Below are 15670 nucleotides of genomic sequence, written 5' to 3'. Positions count from 1 at the left end.
TGCTGAAAAAATGACCGCTTTTACGGAAGGTAAGCCAGCATATATGCGTCTCGTAGATAATCATTGCTGAAATTGGTCTAAATGCTTCCCACCCGGTAAATCCGCTGTTTATTTCCGAAAGTTATAACACATTCTTTTTTGTTCATTTAAAAGCTGATAACGCCTGTTTACTATCTTTTGGACATCCATACTGCTAAACCGCCAAGGGCGGCACGGATAACGAATAAGAATGATTGTACTGAGCAATATTTCGAAGGTTTTTGACAACGGAAAGGTGGCACTCACAGCCGTTGATAACGTCAATTTGACGATAGCACAGGGACAAATATACGGAATTATCGGTTACAGCGGCGCCGGGAAAAGCACGCTGATTCGCCTGCTGAACGGTCTGGAGAAACCCAGCGCCGGGAGCGTCACCATTAACGGGCAGGATATCTCCGCCGCAAAAGGTGAAGCACTGCGTCAGGCGCGTCTGAAGATCAGCATGGTGTTTCAGCACTTCAACCTGCTGTGGTCGCGCACGGTGAGTGAGAACATTGCTTTCTCTATGCAAATTGCCGGTGTGCCAAAAGCGAAGATTAAGGCGCGCGTCGCCGAACTGGTGGAGCTGGTTGGTCTGAAGGGACGCGAAAATGCGTATCCGTCGCAGCTGAGCGGCGGGCAAAAGCAGCGCGTGGGGATTGCGCGCGCGCTGGCCAACAACCCCGACGTGCTGCTCTGCGATGAGGCTACGTCCGCGCTCGACCCGCAGACCACCGATCAGATCCTCGATCTGCTGCTGGACATTAACCGCCGCTTCAAGCTCACCATCGTGCTGATCACGCACGAGATGCACGTGGTGCGCAAAATCTGCGACCGCGTGGCGGTGATGGAGAACGGCAAAGTGGTGGAAGAGGGCGACGTGCTGAGCGTCTTTACCCATCCGCAGCAGCCGATTACGCAGCAGTTTGTCCGCCAGGTCAGCCAGTACGCCGAGGAAGAGACCTTCAATACCGAACTGGCAAACGATCTGGAAGGCACGGTGATCAGGCTGACCTTTACCGGACACAGCACGCATAAGCCGATTGTCGGGGAACTCACCCTGCGCTACGGCCTGCCGTTTAACATCCTGCACGGAAAAATGACGCAGACCGCCCACGGTGTTTTCGGGCAGCTCTGGGTCCACGTGGCGGCATCCGATGAACAACTGAACAATATCCTCGCCGACCTGCAGCACAGCGATATTGAAGGCGAGGTAATTAAACATGTCTGAGAATCTCTTTCCGCATCTCAAGTGGGATCAGCTCTGGGCTGCAACGCTGGAGACGCTGTACATGACCGCGCTGTCCGGCGTGGCGACCTTTGTTCTGGGCATCGTGCTGGGCCTGGCGCTGTTTTTAACCGCGCGCGGTGGCTTGTTCCACAACCGCACGGTCTACAGCGTCATTTCGATAGTGGTGAACGTGTTCCGCTCGATTCCGTTCATCATTCTCATCGTTCTGCTGATCCCGTTCACCAAGACCGTCGTCGGCACCATTCTTGGTGCCAACGCGGCGCTGCCGGCGCTGATCGTGGGTGCCGCACCGTTCTACGCACGCCTGGTGGAAATTGCCCTGCGTGAAGTGGATAAAGGCGTGATAGAAGCCACGCGCTCGATGGGCGCACGGCTTAGCACGCTCGTGTTTCGGGTTTTACTGCCGGAATCATCACCTGCACTGGTATCAGGTATTACGGTGACGCTGATTGCGCTGGTGAGCTACAGCGCCATGGCGGGGGTGATTGGCGCCGGTGGTTTAGGAAATCTGGCTTATCTGGAAGGATTCCAGCGCAACCATGGTGACGTCACGCTGGTGGCAACGGTGACCATTTTAATCATCGTTTTCATTATCCAGTTCTGCGGCGATGTCATTACTTCACTGTTAGATAAACGCTAATAAATACACACAGGAACCACATCATGAAAAAGACACTGACACTGATCGCCGCCGCAACCCTGAGCGCCCTGAGCTTCGCCTCCTGGGCCGACACCCTGACCGTGGGGGCATCCAACACGCCGCACGCCGAAATTCTGGAGCAGGCCAAGCCGATTCTGGCGAAGCAGGGTATCGACCTGGAGATTAAACCGTTCCAGGACTACATTCTGCCGAACACTGCGCTGGCGGGTCATGACATCGACGCGAACTATTTCCAGCACATTCCTTACCTGAACAGCGTGCTGAAAGATCATGCGGGCGATAAAGACTACGATTTTGTCAGTGCGGGCGCGATCCACATTGAGCCAATCGGCATCTACTCAAAAAAATACAAATCCCTGAAGGACCTGCCGGAAGGCGGCAAGATCATCATGCGTGATGCGGTTTCCGAGGAAGGCCGTATTCTCTCCATCTTCGAAAAAGAGGGCGTGATCAAGCTGAAGCCGGGCATCGACAAAGTGACGGCGCGCATCAGCGATATCGTTGAGAACCCGAAAAAACTGAAGTTCACGCCGAACGTGGAAGCGTCCCTGCTGCCGCAGATGTACAACAACGACGAAGGCGACGCGGTGGTGATTAACGCCAACTATGCGATAGACGCCGGTCTGGATCCGGTTCACGACCCGATTGCGGTAGAGAGCGGTGAAAACAACCCGTACGCCAACATCATTACTGTGCATCGCGGCGACGAGAAAAAGAAAGACATCGTCGCGCTGGTGAACGTGCTGCACTCCAAAGAGATTCAGGACTGGATCCGCACCAAATACAAAGGCGCGGTCATTCCAGTAAACAACTAATTATTTGATTTTCCAGATGAAGCCCGGCGAGATCCTCGCCGGGCTTCTTTTTTGTATCCGGCGGGAGAATCATTTAAGCTCAACGTTTAACAGGCAATGGAGTGATGACGATGGGTAACGTGACCAAAGATGAAGCGCTGTACCAGGAGATGTGCCGGGTGGTCGGAAAGGTGGTGCTGGAGATGCGTGATTTAGGGCAGGAGCCGAAGCATATTGTCATTGCGGGCGTGCTGCGCACGGCGCTGGCGAACCAGCGCATCAAGCGCAGCGCACTGACAACCGAAGCGATGGAAACGGTGGTTAAGGCGCTGGCCGGCTAACGCGCCAGCGTTTCGCGACCTGTTCAAGCGAGCAGCAGAGCAAGTAATAGACCGCACCCGTAAAGATAAAGATGGCCGCCGGGTAGATTTGCACCCGGTTATTGACCTGTCCCGCCACCGTTGTCAGCTCCGGGACGTTGACGATGAATGCCAGCGACGTATCCTTCAGCAGGCTGATAAAAATTCCCACCAGCGACGGCAAAATATTTCTCAGCGTCTGCGGCAGCAGCACGCGCCACAGGGTTTGCTGCGTGCTGAACCCCTGAGACAGCGCGGCCTCGTTTTGACCCGCTGGGAGCGCCCTGAGCCCGGCAAAAACCGAATGCATCACCGATGCCGCCGTAAACCAGGCCAGCGCCAGCGTCACGGTCAGCGCCCCCGGCAGATCCCCTCCGGTGATCAGCGGCAACAGATACCACATCCAGAAAATCACAAAAATCAGGGGAATACCGCGAATCAACTCCGCCCACAGAAAAAGCCCCCTGCGCACCAGCCCAGGATAGCGCCAGGCGAGGCACGCCAGCGTCACGCCGCCGGGAAGCGCAAGCAGGGCGGCCCCTGCGGCCATCAGCAGCGAAAGCAGTACGCCGCCGGGTTCACCCGCTGCCGTTCGTCCCCACAGCAGATAATCCAGGTTTTCGAAAATAACGTTAAATCCTGTAACCATCTTTTTTCCTCCCTGAATGCGGACCGACGCGCACCAGCACCATCCCCATGACAATGCCGGTAAGCAAATAGAGCACCGTACCGACGATAAACGCCTCCATGGCGTGGGCGTTGTAACTTTCAATCTGCCGGACCTGGTAGGTTAGCTCAGCGAAGCCAATCCCGCTGGCGAGCGAGGAGAGCTTCATCAAATTGAGGTACTGGCCGACAACGGGCTGCCAGGCGTTGGCGAGCCCCTGCGGCAGAAGGATGTAGCGAAATAAACGCCACGAGGAGAACCCTTGCGCCAGCGCCGCTTCCTGCTGTCCGGCAGGAACAGAACGCAGTCCCGATGCCGCTTCCTCAATTAAAAACGCCGAAGTAAAAACGCCCAGCCCCCAGGCAGAACATAAAAACTCAGGGGTAAACCACCAGACGTCGCCGGGCAGAATTGACCAGCTGTGATCCGCATTCACCGCGTCTCGAAAGCCCTGCGGTAACCCGTTCCAGGCGGCGAAATACCAGAACAGCAGCTGGACCAACAGCGGCGTATTGCGAAACAGCGATACCCAGCCGCTGACGACCGCATTCCCGATGCGTCCACCGGAAAGACGCAGGAGCAAAAAGAACGGTGCAAGCAGGCTGGCGATCAGGCCCCCCGCCAGCGTCACCCACAGGGTGGTGAGAAATCCGGAGAGTATCCACTGCAGAGGCTGTCCGGCCAGCACGCCCTGCCAGTCGAGGGCGGGCATCAGAGGTGCTCCTGGTGCAGCGGGTTCAGCACTTTTTGCAGGAAACGCTGCGCCCGGGGATGCGACGGTTGACTGAAAAATTGCCCCGGCGGCGCGGTTTCAAGAATCTGCCCGCCGTCGATAAAGACAATCCGGTCGGCAATTTCCCGGGCGAACTGCATCTCATGAGTCACGACAATCATGGTGATCCCGCTATGGGCAAGGGCTTTCATGACGAATAACACTTCGCCAATCATCTCCGGATCGAGCGCCGACGTCGGCTCGTCGAAGAGGATGATCTGCGGCGACGAGGCCAGGGCGCGGGCAATCGCCACGCGCTGCTGCTGGCCGCCGGAAAGCTCAGCGGGGAGGTGGTGAGCCTTTTCCTGCATTCCGACCTTCTCCAGCAGTGCCAGCGCGCGCTCCTGAGCTGGCTGCGGCTTCCAGCCGTGCACATGCTCCAGTGCGAGGGTGATGTTCTGGCTGGCGGTGAGGTGGGCATACAGATTGAACTGCTGAAACACAAATCCAACGCGGCTGCGCAGCTGACGCAGCCTGCTGCCGGAAAGCTGCCCGGTCGGCTTGCTGTCGACCAGGATTTCCCCGCCGCTCAGGGTTTCAAGCTGATTGATAAGACGGATCAGCGTTGATTTACCCGAACCGGAAGGGCCGAGAATAGCAACCACTTCACCGGGCGTGATGGTGAGGTTAATGTCGCGTAAAACCTGATGGTCGCCGTAGCGTTTGTCCACGTGACGAAACTCAACGCTGGCCTGTTCCAGATGTGAAAAATCCGCGGCACCGGCCGCGGAGTGGGAAAATAAACCTGAGAGCATAATTACCTGGCTTCTATTTTAAAGGCGCGAGGCTGTGGAGCGGGCGTATTTGGGCCAAACCAGACGTCATAGATTTTTGCCGCCTGACCGTTCTTCTCGAGATTAACCAGCTCATCATTGACGGCTTTCAGCAGCGCCGTTTCACCTTTCTTCACCCCGACGCCAATTTCTTCTTTACTGAGCAGGTCGGGCAGAATTTTGAAGTTGGCTTTATCCGGCGCCTGCGCCAGCAGCCCGGCCAGAATGGTGCTGTCCTGGGTGATGGCCTGCACGTTGCCGTTGCGCAGCGCGGTCAGCGCCAGCGGGATATCGTCATAAGAGAGGACGCGGGACTGCGGGAAACGCTGGTGGAGCGCCTGTTCACCCGTGGTGCCTTTGACCGCGCCAATGCGCGCCCGGCTGTATTCATCCAGCTTATCGGGCGATTTGGCGGGAACCAGGAACTGTTGTCCGGTCACGAAATAGGGGGTGGAGAAATCAATCACCTGCGCGCGTTCCGGGGTGATGGTGATATCCGCTACGATCAGGTCTGCTTTACCGGACTGAAGCAGCGGAATTCGGTTGGCCGGATTGGTGGCAACCAGTTCAAGCTTCACGCCGAGTGATTTTGCCAGTGCTTTGGCAAAGTCCACGTCGTAACCCACGATCTCGTGCGTTTTTGCATCAATTGAGCCAAACGGTGGGTTGGCGTCAAACGTGGCGACTTTCACCACCCCCGCGGCCTTAATATCCTCCAGCCGATCGGCCAGCGCCTGCGCTGAAAACAGGCTCCCGGCGGCCAGTAATCCCAGAACTGCCGTCCCTTTTTTAAACCTTTTCATCTTTGCTGCCATAGTCATCGTTCGTCCCGTTGTTTTTGTTTTGCACCGTTACGCTCCCATAAGCAAAAGCTATCGCCAAATAAGAAAATGTTCTTTGCTCTATACAAAAAAGCATTAGTGAACAGTGTGTTACCGGCAGGTAAATGTAAGGAGCTATTTGCACGTCCTGCACATCGACTGCCGGAATTGATATTTCCGCGGCCAGGAAACGCGTGCTTAACTCAGGGCTGGTGAAGCGAGAGGGGTAAAGGCAATGAAAAAATGGATCGGCACGCTACGGCGGTTTTTTGCGACCCGGCCAGCGAATGCGGAGAACAGCGCGCAGCGTGTTCTGGAGTCAATACTGCCTGTTGCCAGCCTGTATGGCGTGGACGTCGCTAACATCGACCCGGAGTGGTTCCATGATAAAACGTCACGCTGAACTTCGCCGCACGCGCGAAACGTACTGGAATGAACTGTGCGTGATCCGTGTAAAGCAGGGATGAACGGAAAAATACGCGGGCAAATCCTCGGTAAACCCTGGCCGTTTTGATACCAATATCTCCTTTCTCAGAAGGAGATGATAATGAAACGGACAGTATTAACCCCGGCACTTTCTGCCACCGCACTACTGATTGCCATGCAGGCGGCGCACGCTGCGCCACAGGCGCACGTCGTCTGCGGTTACTCCCACACGCTCGGCGACGATGCCATTATGATGCACGGCATGCCCAACGAGGCCATGCTGCACGATTTTTTTGGCAACGTGCAAACGGATGCCTTCTCCAGCCGTGAATCGCTGCGTAAAGATGAAAAGACCACCTGCGATAACAAAGCAGACAGCTCGGCCTACTGGGCACCCTCTCTGAAATTGCCTGACGGAACGGTGGTCAAACCCGCCTATCAAAAAACCTATTATCAGGCATCGAACGTCGACACCTGGCCGCTGCACCCGTTCCCGGCGGGGCTGTCGCTGCTGGCGGGCGATCATCACGGCACCGCGCCGAATCCACATATCACCTTCCTGTGCGCTAACGGCAAGGGCTACACCACCAAAACGGGTGAGGTCTGCGGCTTACGCAAGGCGAACGATGCCGTGCAGTTTAATATCGGCATTCAGTTTCCGAACTGCTGGGACGGGGTAAATCTTAAGCCCGCTCACGGTCTGGCCAACGCCACCTACGACACCAAAGGGCAGTGCCCGTCCGACTTCCCGGTGAAAATTCCCACTGTGAACATGAACATTGCGTACGTGCTCCCGACGATTAGCTCGCTCGATACCAGCAAAGCGCAGCTTTCTCTCGACCCCATCATGCACGGCAACGAGCGTGAAGAGCGGTGGGGGAGCCTGTATACGGCGCATGCTGATTTTATGAACGGCTGGACGGAAGATGCCGCGTGCTTTATGACCGATCTGTGCATGAACCGCGGTCTGGACTGCGGCACCACCGTTCCGTATGGTTATTCAAAAGCGAAGGCCAGCGTCTGGCTCAGCAGCCTGGAGCCCGCGCTTACCCAGCCAGAGCCCCAGGTCCTGCTGGTGCAGGATAACTGGCAGAACGGCGGGCGCACCAAAAACAGCGAAACGCTGTCGCTGGTGAAGTTTCACATTCCCCCGCTGCCTGCCGGACAGGATCCTTCGCAGTTTAAATACCGCGTGCGGATTTATGGCGGGAAAGTGGAAACCAACGGCGCGGATCAAATTTTCTTCTATCCGGCAAGCAACGACTGGGATCCGGCCAGCGTGAGCTGGCAGTCGCGGCCAGCCTGTAACTACCGCTCGGATGCGGTGCTTTACCTTAACCACTCCCGCGAATACCGGATGGTGGACGTGGATAAGGCGGTGCGCAAGGCGCTGGCAGAAGGGAAAACCGAGATTTCGTGGTACATCGGCGGCGATCGTCAGGGAAATCACTACCAGTTTGAGACGGCGTCTTCCCCGCAAAGCCTGATCCTGATGCTGACCGGCTTTAGCAAAACGCCTGAGATCTGATTACGCCCGCGTTTTTTTGTTCTCAGCAACGTTAACTGGTAATGTCGACAGTCTGAAAAATGAGAAGGGCATTCTGGTTACCCTGACCGTACTGCTGGAAGGGTGCAGTAATAAAGAGGTGGCTGCACGCCTGAACCTTTCCCCGAGAACCGTGGAAGCGCACCGTGCGGCGGCCATTGACGGGCTGAAAAAGTAAAATAAAAAAGCACCGGTTTACCGGTGCTTTTTTTATCAAATCTTGCAGGCATCACCGCAGTCGTCGTCGGCAACAATCGCCTGCGCTTTTTTATCCGCGTCGTCCAGACGTTCCGCGTTACGCTCTTCCGCTTCATCCAGACCGTTAAAAACTAAGTTATCGAGATCAATTTCCATGTTGCACCTGCTCTGTTCGGTTTTTGATACTGGCATAGTATAGGGTAAAAAACGTCGGCAATGTACCTCGCAGCACATAAGGATAATCCCTGCCATACTCAGTGCTTTATCACCGAGGAGCGCTCATGATTACACTCTGTAAAACCTGCGGTACCTCCTATGATGGAAAGCCGGAGAGATGTCCGATTTGCGAGGATGAACGCCAGTATGTCCCGGTCAGCGGTCAGGCGTGGATTGATTACGCGACGGTGACGGCCACGCACGTGAATAAATGGCAGCTGCTGGAGCCCGCGCTGTTCAGTATCAAAACGGTTCCCGCTTTTGCGATTAACCAGAGGGCGCTGCTTCTGCGCACCCCGCACGGCAATATTCTTTGGGACTGCATTGCCAACCTTGATCCCGCAACCCAAGCGCTCATCACCGCGCTCGGTGGCCTTCACGCCATTGCGATTTCGCATCCGCACTATTACACCACGATGCAGGAGTGGGCCGCGGCTTTCGATGCGCCGGTCTACCTGCACGCCAGCGACCGCGAATGGGTGATGCGCAACAGCCCGGCGATTCATTTCTGGGAGGGGGAGGCGCTGGAGATTTGGCCGTCCGTCACGTTGCTACGTCTCGGCGGCCATTTTGCGGGCGGAACGGTACTGCACTGGCAGGAGGGCGAGGGCGTTTTGCTGGCGGGGGATATTTTGCAGGTCACCCCGGGGAAAGATGCGGTGTCGTTTATGTGGAGCTACCCGAATATGCTCCCGCTGCCTGCCCGTACGGTTGAGGACGTTACCCGGCGCCTGGCGGGAAAATCGTTCGCTCGTCTTTACGGCGCGTTCGAAGGGCAAAACATCCCGGCGAACGCCGACGACATCGTGCAGCGGTCGGGCCAGAAATATATTGCTTGTCTCAGGTAAAGTACGGTGGGTAAACTTTACGAGTGTGATCGCGATCATACCTAAACGAAAACAGATAAAAGAGAAATTGCTATGCAACATATCATTGAAGGTTTTCTCAGCTTTCAAAAAGAGATTTTCCCGCAACGTAAAGAGCTCTTTCGCAGTTTAGCGTCCAGCCAGAATCCCAAAGCGCTGTTCATCTCCTGCTCCGACAGCCGTCTGGTTCCTGAACTGGTCACCCAGCAAGAGCCGGGACAGCTTTTTGTCATTCGTAATGCTGGCAACATTGTCCCGCCTTTCGGGCCGGAGCCGGGCGGCGTATCTGCAACTATCGAGTACGCGGTGGTGGCGCTGGGCGTGACGGATATCGTGATCTGCGGCCACTCCAACTGCGGCGCGATGAAGGCGATTGCCGATAACGCCAACCTGGAGCCAATGCCAGCCGTATCGCACTGGCTGCGCTATTCCGACGCGGCGAAAGCCGTGGTAGAGAAGAAAAGCTGGGACAAGCCTATCGATAAAGTGAATGCGATGGTGCAGGAGAACGTGTTTGCGCAGTTGAGCAACATCAAGACCCATCCGTCCGTCGCGGTGGGCCTGCGTAATAATTCGCTTCGTCTGCACGGTTGGGTGTATGACATTGAAAGCGGCAAAATCCTTGCCCTGGATAAGAACACCAAAACGTTCGTATCGCTGTCGGAAAACCCAGAGGTCTTCTTCGAGTAATTACCGATAGCAGGGCATGGAAGCCCTGTCAGTTCTCCACGTACGGTAACCGACGCCGTCTCCCCGAGGCAGGTTTTTCAGCCGCCTTCGCCATCGCCTCTGCAATTTCCGCACACTCCGCCAGCCCCTGAACGAAGGGACTATCGTGCATCAGCCACGGTATCGCACCGAAAGCAATGCGCCCGCGAACCGTTTCAGGCGCTTTAAGCGTGTAATCCTCACCAATGTCGGGTATCTCGTCGCCCGTCTCTGCCAGCTGTTTACGCAGCGTCGGGAAAGGCAAGTCCTTTGTTTTGAGCGGCTTTTGCCCGCGCGCGTCAATAAACACGTCGAAACGATAAACGCTCTCTTTGGTGGTAATTACCGTCCGATCGCTGCCGGCGTCGAGCGTGTAATCATCGCCAAGCGCCGCCACGCTAATGATGCCGGCCTCGCGAAGCGCAAGCAGCCTGCGGATAGACTGCGGCGGGATGGCGGCATAGTTGTCGATAAACACGCGGGCGAGGCCCTGCTTAAAGCGCTCTCTGTCCTCTTCGCTGAGGTGGGGCACAATCTCCTGAACCACCTCATGCAGTCGAAGGACGGTATAGCGCCAGGCCACGGTGCGCCGTTCGCGTTTGTTGCGTTCAACCTCGCTGAGGTTCTCTTCCGCCCAGGTAAAGGGCCCGTGCCGTTTACGGTCCTCAAACCATGCCTCACGAAGGCTGTCGGCATCCTGGTTACGCAGAGAAATTTTCTCGCACCACGCCGGGTCGGCGAGCTCGAGCTCTTTCACCATCAGGGAAAATATGCGGTCAAGCAGGCCGTCCGATCCTTTGGCTATCTCGTGTTCAACCACGAATTCGGTCAATACCGACAGCGGTTCGTAAGGGATTGGACAGTAAAAATCGGCTTCCGGCAGAATGCCCGTGCGGGACATCAGCGTAATGTTTAACCCTTCGCTGCCCTTGTCGAGGAGGAATTTACCGTCACGAAACTCACCGTGCTGCATTACCACCGCCATAGCCGCGTCCAGACCGCTCAACGACGTTCCCATAATGCCCACGCGGCAAGGGGGAATGCTGGCGTCCATCAACCCCGACCACGGGCTGGGGAAGAACGTGCGCGTGGCTTCCTCCTCATCTGGCCAGACGTGGCCGGTGGCGATAACCGCCAGGTCAAACCGATCGGGCAAAGTGGTGTCGTTGACGGAAAGCGTTACGCCGGTTGTCGAGGGGATGATGTCCGTTACCTTCGCGGATTCATGGACCGTAACCTGGAACCCCAGCTTTTTTGCCTCTTTCACGATTGAACGCAAGCTGTCGCGAAAATACTCTCCCAACAGGAGTCTGGGCAGGAACTGCCGGTCATGCAGGCTGGCTTTATCAACCTTAAAGCGCGCCAGATGGGTGTCGCTCTGTTCCTTGAGCCAGTCGAGGTAGGTCATAAAAATGGGCGGAATTTCTATGCTCGCAATGTTCGCCAGCATCAGCCGGGAATTATTGTCGTCGTTATAGGGCATGCCCACGCCGGCTTCATCGGCCTGTTCGAAGACGGATACGGAGAGCGGGGTGCTGTTATTAAGCAGATGATAAAAGGTGTAAATCCCTGTGGGGCCGGAGCCGATAATCGCGATATTCTTCATTGACGCGCTTCCTGTATTTATTCCATAAGAAAAGCGTAGCAGGAGAATAATGATGAAAATAAGCGATTAAGAAAATTCAGGGTAAAAGGAGAGAATTTGCACCATTTCAGGACTGAAATGGTGCGTCCGAGTGGACTCGAACCACCGACCCCCACCATGTCAAGGTGGTGCTCTAACCAACTGAGCTACGGACGCAGAATGGTGCGTTCAATTGGACTCGAACCAACGACCCCCACCATGTCAAGGTGGTGCTCTAACCAACTGAGCTATGAACGCAACGTGTTGTCGGTGACAACGGGGACGAATATTAGCGGCACAGCATCAAGGAGGCAAGAGGGAAAACGCATTTTTCTCTCTGATTTCACGCGATTGCTTCATTACCGCGCAAAGTGAAGAGAAAGTAGCCGCCAGCTGGCGGCTACTGCGTAGTTAACGCGCAGCGCGCTGCAAAATTACCGTTGACGGCTGGCGCTGCAGGAAGCGCATGCGCATCATCATCATGATCGCCGCCGACGTCAGTCCGATGATAAAGCCCATCCAGAATCCGGCTGGCCCCATGCGATCAACGACCAGATCGGTCAGCGCCAACACGTAGCCAGTAGGCAGACCCAGCACCCAGTAGGCGATAAAGGTAATAAAGAAGATCGAACGCGTGTCTTTATATCCGCGCAATACGCCGCTGCCAATCACCTGGATGGAGTCAGAAATCTGATACACCGCAGCCAACAGCATCAGGTGCGAAGCCAGCGCCACCACGTCCGGGTTGTCGTTATAGAGCAGGGCGATCTGCTCGCGCAGCGCCACCGTAAACAGCGCCGTACAGATGGCCATGCAAACACCGACGCCCAGCCCGGTGCGCGCGGCCGTTTGCGCATCCAGGGTGGAGCCCTGTCCCAGGCGGAAGCCAACGCGAATCGTCACCGCCGCCGCCAGCGACATCGGCAGGACGAACATCAGGGAGCTGAAGTTGAGCGCGATCTGGTGTCCGGCCACGTTAACAATCCCCAGCGGGGAGACCAGCAGGGCAACCACGGCAAAGAGCGTCACCTCAAAGAACAGGGCCAGCGCAATCGGCAAGCCTAGCTGCACCAGGCGCGTCAAGATGCTCCAGTCCGGCGTGCTGAATCTGTTCTCGTTACGAATATCGCGCATTGAACGGGCGCGTTTCACATAAGCGATCATACTGAAGAACATTACCCAGTAAACCGCAGCCGTCGCCACGCCGCAGCCAACGCCGCCCAGCTCCGGCATGCCAAAATGCCCGTAGATAAAGATGTAGTTCACCGGAATATTCACCAGCAGGCCGATAAAGCCCATCACCATGCCGGGCTTGGTTTTCGCCAGCCCTTCACACTGGTTACGGGCGACCTGGAAAAAGAGGTAGCCGGGCGCACCCCAGAGCAGGGCGCGCAGATAGCCCACGGCTTTGTCTGCCAGCGCCGGGTCAATATTATGCATGGCGCGGATGATATGACCCGCGTTCCAGAGCACGACCATAATCAGCACAGAGACAAACCCTGCCAGCCAGAAACCCTGGCGGACCTGATGGGCAATACGCTCGCGACGACCCGAGCCATTAAGCTGAGCGATAACCGGGGTGAGGGCGAGCAGCAGACCGTGGCCGAACAGGATGGCCGGCAGCCAGATTGACGTGCCGATAGCAACGGCCGCCATATCGGTGGCGCTGTAGCCACCCGCCATTACCGTATCCACAAATCCCATTGCGGTCTGGGCCACCTGCGCGACGATCACTGGTATAGCCAGTGCCAATAGCTGGCGCGCTTCATTCATGTACTTCTGCACGTGAACACCTTTATTTTGTAGTTATATGAGAGACTAAAAAAGCCGCCGAAACGGGCAGCAAGAAGAAAATGCAGGGGGGTGCCAGCTATTGTAGCGGGCTTTAGCTATTTATCTAGTGAAAAAATCGCCAGAAAATGCGCTCCGCTGGCAACCTGTTTTTCCAACTGTTATTGTGGTGGGATTAAACGGTGTCACCACCGTCCGGAAAAAACAGGAGTTGTAAGCATGTTTACTGGTATTGTGCAGGGCACCGCCAAAGTGGTGTCCATTGATGAAAAACCTAATTTTCGTACTCATGTTGTAGAGCTGCCGGAATATATGCTCGACGGCATCGAAACTGGCGCCTCGGTTGCTCATAACGGTTGCTGCCTGACCGTCACCGAAATTAATGGCAACCAGATTAGCTTTGATTTAATGAAAGAGACGCTGCGTATTACTAACCTGGGCGAGCTGGTGGTGGGGGACACCGTCAACGTTGAGCGCGCGGCGAAGTTCAGCGACGAGATTGGCGGCCATCTGATGTCCGGGCACATCATGACCACCGCCGAAGTGGCGAAAATCGTTACATCAGAAAATAACCGTCAAATCTGGTTTAAAGTGCAGGACCCGTCATTAATGAAATACATCCTCTATAAAGGGTTTATTGGCATTGATGGGATTAGTCTGACGGTGGGAGAAGTTACTCCGACGCGTTTTTGCGTGCATTTAATTCCCGAGACGCTGCAGCGCACCACGCTGGGTACGAAAAAACTGGGGCATCGCGTGAATATCGAAATCGATCCGCAAACCCAGGCGGTTGTAGATACCGTTGAGCGCGTGCTGGCCGCAAAAGAAGCCGCAATAGTTAAAGCTGTAGAAGAAGAATAAAAAATAACCCCGGCTGACCGGGGTTATTTTTCTAGCGTGCGACCCGCAAGCCGTGTTCAATCCCACGGCTAAAAACAACCTGCCAGAGCTGAATATCTCGCGCGCGAAACGCCCCCGCGCAGGCATTCAGATAATAGCTAAACATCCGCTTGAATCGTTCAGAATAGTTGTCCGCAATTTCAGGCCAGGCTTCCTGAAAACGTGCATGCCACGCCATTAACGTGGTGTCGTAATCCGCGCCGAAGTTATGCCAGTCTTCCATCACGAAATGGGATTCGCTGGCGTTGGCAATCTGGCGTACGGACGGTAAACAGCCATTCGGAAAGATGTATTTGTTGATCCACGGGTCAACGTTATTGTCGGTCCGCTTAGAGCCGATGGTGTGCAGCAGGAAAATACCGTCCGGTTTCAGATTACGGTCCACCACCTCGAAATAGGTGTCGTAATTTTTCGGCCCGACGTGCTCGAACATGCCCACGGAAACGACCCGGTCAAACTGTTCGTTCAGATCCCGGTAATCCTGCAGGCGGATATCCACGTCAAGCCCCAGGCACCGCTCCTGCGCCATTTTTTGCTGTTCAGCGGAAATGGTGACGCCGACCACGCTGACGCCGTAGTGCTTCGCCATAAAATACGCCAGCCCGCCCCAGCCGCAGCCGATATCCAGCACGCGCATACCGGGCTGCAACTGCAATTTCTCGCTAATCAGGCGCAGCTTGGCCTGCTGAGCCTCTTCAAGCGTCGACGCCTCTTTCCAGTAGGCGCAGGAGTATTGCATGAAGGGGTCCAGCATGCGGCTGAACAGATCGTTGCCGAGATCGTAATGCTCTTTGCCGACGATCCAGGCACGCTTTTTACTTTGCAGGTTAAAGAGACGGGCAGAGGCGACACGCAGGGTGTCTTTAAGATTACGGGGGAGCTGTTTTTCCAGACCAGCACGCAGCACGCTGGCGAAAAAAGTATCCAGCCGTTCGCATTCCCACCAGCCGTCCATATAGCTTTCCCCCAGGCCTAGCGACCCCTCGCGCAACACGCGTTTAAAAAAATCGGGATGTTTAACCTGAGGATCCGATGGGGATGATCCGTTGATAGTGATGCCTGCCCGACCTAACAGTTCACTAACGATCCGGGACCAGTTATCGTCCGGAACGCTGACTTCTTCTATACACGATGAACTCATAGCTTCTCCATCACCCTACTGTGATCAGAACCTTAAAACAGCGTAGACGCTTTTTTGGTTTGTGAGAAATCTCACGGTAAATACCGCGAGGCTAGTATCCGACGTAGAACAGAGGAAGGGAGATAACCCTTGCC

The 15670-nt window shown here is 55.7% G+C and carries 18 protein-coding genes and 2 tRNA genes; 10 read left to right on the top strand and 10 right to left on the bottom strand.

The window, feature by feature from the left end:
* The first annotated feature begins 229 nt into the window (after positions 1-229).
* From IM273_RS05915 to fumD, 4 genes are all read left to right on the top strand, one after another.
* A complete protein-coding gene (locus IM273_RS05915; RefSeq protein WP_126345695.1) occupies positions 230-1252 on the top strand; it encodes a methionine ABC transporter ATP-binding protein in 1023 nt (340 codons plus the stop codon).
* The gene (locus tag IM273_RS05910) at positions 1245-1913 is read left to right on the top strand and encodes a methionine ABC transporter permease (protein WP_028012874.1); all 669 of its coding nucleotides are present in this window, start codon (positions 1245-1247) and stop codon (positions 1911-1913) included. The genes IM273_RS05915 and IM273_RS05910 overlap by 8 nt, the downstream gene beginning before the upstream one ends.
* A 23-nt stretch (positions 1914-1936) precedes the next feature.
* The gene (locus tag IM273_RS05905; protein ID WP_028012875.1) at positions 1937-2749 is read left to right on the top strand and encodes a MetQ/NlpA family ABC transporter substrate-binding protein; all 813 of its coding nucleotides are present in this window, start codon (positions 1937-1939) and stop codon (positions 2747-2749) included.
* Between the two features lie 110 nt (positions 2750-2859).
* Entirely contained in the window at positions 2860-3069 is a 210-nt protein-coding gene (fumD, locus tag IM273_RS05900) for a fumarate hydratase FumD (protein ID WP_028012876.1), read from the top strand.
* On the opposite strand, the gene IM273_RS05895 is transcribed toward fumD, so the two are convergent.
* Genes IM273_RS05895 through IM273_RS05880 form a run of 4 tightly spaced genes read right to left on the bottom strand, consistent with a single transcriptional unit; the run spans position 3050 to position 6102 of the window.
* Positions 3050-3736 carry an amino acid ABC transporter permease gene (locus IM273_RS05895; protein ID WP_193051638.1) on the bottom strand — a complete coding sequence of 229 codons (687 nt, stop codon included), beginning with the start codon at positions 3734-3736 and terminating at the stop codon, positions 3050-3052. The genes fumD and IM273_RS05895 overlap by 20 nt on opposite strands.
* On the bottom strand, positions 3720-4466 hold the full coding sequence (locus tag IM273_RS05890; RefSeq protein ID WP_049000823.1) for an amino acid ABC transporter permease: 747 nt from the start codon (positions 4464-4466) through the stop codon (positions 3720-3722). Before IM273_RS05890 ends, IM273_RS05895 begins: the two co-directional genes overlap by 17 nt.
* Complete coding sequence (locus tag IM273_RS05885) at positions 4466-5281, bottom strand: amino acid ABC transporter ATP-binding protein (RefSeq protein ID WP_045261541.1); 816 nt, start codon at positions 5279-5281, stop codon at positions 4466-4468. Before IM273_RS05885 ends, IM273_RS05890 begins: the two co-directional genes overlap by 1 nt.
* A gap of 2 nt (positions 5282-5283) precedes the next feature.
* A complete protein-coding gene (locus IM273_RS05880) occupies positions 5284-6102 on the bottom strand; it encodes an ABC transporter substrate-binding protein (RefSeq protein ID WP_370551836.1) in 819 nt (272 codons plus the stop codon).
* A 253-nt stretch (positions 6103-6355) separates the two neighbouring features.
* On the opposite strand from IM273_RS05880, the gene IM273_RS05875 reads away from it, so the two are divergent.
* The 3 genes from IM273_RS05875 (at position 6356) to IM273_RS22395 (ending at position 8270) form a co-directional block, all read left to right on the top strand.
* Positions 6356-6523, top strand: coding sequence for a hypothetical protein (locus IM273_RS05875; RefSeq protein WP_032644868.1), 168 nt, complete (start codon positions 6356-6358; stop codon positions 6521-6523).
* A gap of 144 nt (positions 6524-6667) precedes the next feature.
* Positions 6668-8074, top strand: coding sequence for a DUF1996 domain-containing protein (locus tag IM273_RS05870; RefSeq protein ID WP_193051639.1), 1407 nt, complete (start codon positions 6668-6670; stop codon positions 8072-8074).
* Between the two features lie 16 nt (positions 8075-8090).
* Positions 8091-8270, top strand: a complete 180-nt coding sequence (locus tag IM273_RS22395; RefSeq protein ID WP_049000831.1) for a LuxR C-terminal-related transcriptional regulator — start codon at positions 8091-8093, stop codon at positions 8268-8270.
* A gap of 35 nt (positions 8271-8305) precedes the next feature.
* Here IM273_RS22395 and IM273_RS05860 read toward each other — a convergent pair whose 3' ends face one another.
* On the bottom strand, positions 8306-8446 hold the full coding sequence (locus IM273_RS05860) for a hypothetical protein (protein ID WP_003857665.1): 141 nt from the start codon (positions 8444-8446) through the stop codon (positions 8306-8308).
* Between the two features lie 125 nt (positions 8447-8571).
* On the opposite strand from IM273_RS05860, the gene IM273_RS05855 reads away from it, so the two are divergent.
* Complete coding sequence (locus tag IM273_RS05855; RefSeq protein WP_126326115.1) at positions 8572-9354, top strand: MBL fold metallo-hydrolase; 783 nt, start codon at positions 8572-8574, stop codon at positions 9352-9354.
* A 72-nt stretch (positions 9355-9426) separates the two neighbouring features.
* Positions 9427-10062, top strand: a complete 636-nt coding sequence (locus tag IM273_RS05850; RefSeq protein WP_028012884.1) for a carbonic anhydrase — start codon at positions 9427-9429, stop codon at positions 10060-10062.
* Between the two features lie 28 nt (positions 10063-10090).
* On the opposite strand, the gene IM273_RS05845 is transcribed toward IM273_RS05850, so the two are convergent.
* From IM273_RS05845 to mdtK, 4 genes are all read right to left on the bottom strand, one after another.
* Complete coding sequence (locus tag IM273_RS05845; RefSeq protein ID WP_193051640.1) at positions 10091-11686, bottom strand: FAD-NAD(P)-binding protein; 1596 nt, start codon at positions 11684-11686, stop codon at positions 10091-10093.
* 118 nt (positions 11687-11804) lie between these two features.
* Positions 11805-11881 (bottom strand) — tRNA-Val (locus tag IM273_RS05840).
* A gap of 4 nt (positions 11882-11885) precedes the next feature.
* Positions 11886-11962: transfer RNA gene (locus IM273_RS05835), tRNA-Val, on the bottom strand.
* A 153-nt stretch (positions 11963-12115) separates the two neighbouring features.
* Positions 12116-13489 (bottom strand): MdtK family multidrug efflux MATE transporter, encoded by a 1374-nt coding sequence (mdtK, locus tag IM273_RS05830; protein WP_193051641.1) that lies wholly within the window; start codon positions 13487-13489, stop codon positions 12116-12118.
* A 225-nt stretch (positions 13490-13714) separates the two neighbouring features.
* Between mdtK and IM273_RS05825 the strand changes: the two genes are divergently transcribed.
* Positions 13715-14356 (top strand): riboflavin synthase subunit alpha, encoded by a 642-nt coding sequence (locus IM273_RS05825; protein WP_193051642.1) that lies wholly within the window; start codon positions 13715-13717, stop codon positions 14354-14356.
* Positions 14357-14387: 31 nt separating this feature from the next.
* On the opposite strand, the gene cfa is transcribed toward IM273_RS05825, so the two are convergent.
* Positions 14388-15536: a cyclopropane fatty acyl phospholipid synthase gene (gene cfa / locus IM273_RS05820; protein WP_028012888.1), complete on the bottom strand. Its 1149-nt coding sequence runs from the start codon at positions 15534-15536 to the stop codon at positions 14388-14390.
* Positions 15537-15670 lie beyond the last annotated feature (134 nt).

The organism is Enterobacter cloacae complex sp. P13B (genome assembly GCF_014895915.1).
Classification (GTDB): Bacteria; Pseudomonadota; Gammaproteobacteria; order Enterobacterales; family Enterobacteriaceae; genus Enterobacter; species Enterobacter bugandensis.
This window is presented reverse-complemented; position numbering and strand designations above follow the sequence as displayed.

Bases quoted from the DNA above. Each gene is read 5' to 3' on its own strand.
- IM273_RS05915 (WP_126345695.1), top strand. From the start codon at position 230: ATGATTGTACTGAGCAATATTTCGAAGGTTTTTGACAACGGAAAGGTG.
- IM273_RS05910 (WP_028012874.1), top strand. From the start codon at position 1,245: ATGTCTGAGAATCTCTTTCCGCATCTCAAGTGGGATCAGCTCTGGGCT.
- IM273_RS05905 (WP_028012875.1), top strand. From the start codon at position 1,937: ATGAAAAAGACACTGACACTGATCGCCGCCGCAACCCTGAGCGCCCTG.
- fumD (WP_028012876.1), top strand. From the start codon at position 2,860: ATGGGTAACGTGACCAAAGATGAAGCGCTGTACCAGGAGATGTGCCGG.
- IM273_RS05895 (WP_193051638.1), bottom strand. From the start codon at position 3,736: ATGGTTACAGGATTTAACGTTATTTTCGAAAACCTGGATTATCTGCTG.
- IM273_RS05890 (WP_049000823.1), bottom strand. From the start codon at position 4,466: ATGCCCGCCCTCGACTGGCAGGGCGTGCTGGCCGGACAGCCTCTGCAG.
- IM273_RS05885 (WP_045261541.1), bottom strand. From the start codon at position 5,281: ATGCTCTCAGGTTTATTTTCCCACTCCGCGGCCGGTGCCGCGGATTTT.
- IM273_RS05880 (WP_370551836.1), bottom strand. From the start codon at position 6,102: ATGAAAAGGTTTAAAAAAGGGACGGCAGTTCTGGGATTACTGGCCGCC.
- IM273_RS05875 (WP_032644868.1), top strand. From the start codon at position 6,356: ATGAAAAAATGGATCGGCACGCTACGGCGGTTTTTTGCGACCCGGCCA.
- IM273_RS05870 (WP_193051639.1), top strand. From the start codon at position 6,668: ATGAAACGGACAGTATTAACCCCGGCACTTTCTGCCACCGCACTACTG.
- IM273_RS05860 (WP_003857665.1), bottom strand. From the start codon at position 8,446: ATGGAAATTGATCTCGATAACTTAGTTTTTAACGGTCTGGATGAAGCG.
- IM273_RS05855 (WP_126326115.1), top strand. From the start codon at position 8,572: ATGATTACACTCTGTAAAACCTGCGGTACCTCCTATGATGGAAAGCCG.
- IM273_RS05850 (WP_028012884.1), top strand. From the start codon at position 9,427: ATGCAACATATCATTGAAGGTTTTCTCAGCTTTCAAAAAGAGATTTTC.
- IM273_RS05845 (WP_193051640.1), bottom strand. From the start codon at position 11,686: ATGAAGAATATCGCGATTATCGGCTCCGGCCCCACAGGGATTTACACC.
- IM273_RS05825 (WP_193051642.1), top strand. From the start codon at position 13,715: ATGTTTACTGGTATTGTGCAGGGCACCGCCAAAGTGGTGTCCATTGAT.
- cfa (WP_028012888.1), bottom strand. From the start codon at position 15,536: ATGAGTTCATCGTGTATAGAAGAAGTCAGCGTTCCGGACGATAACTGG.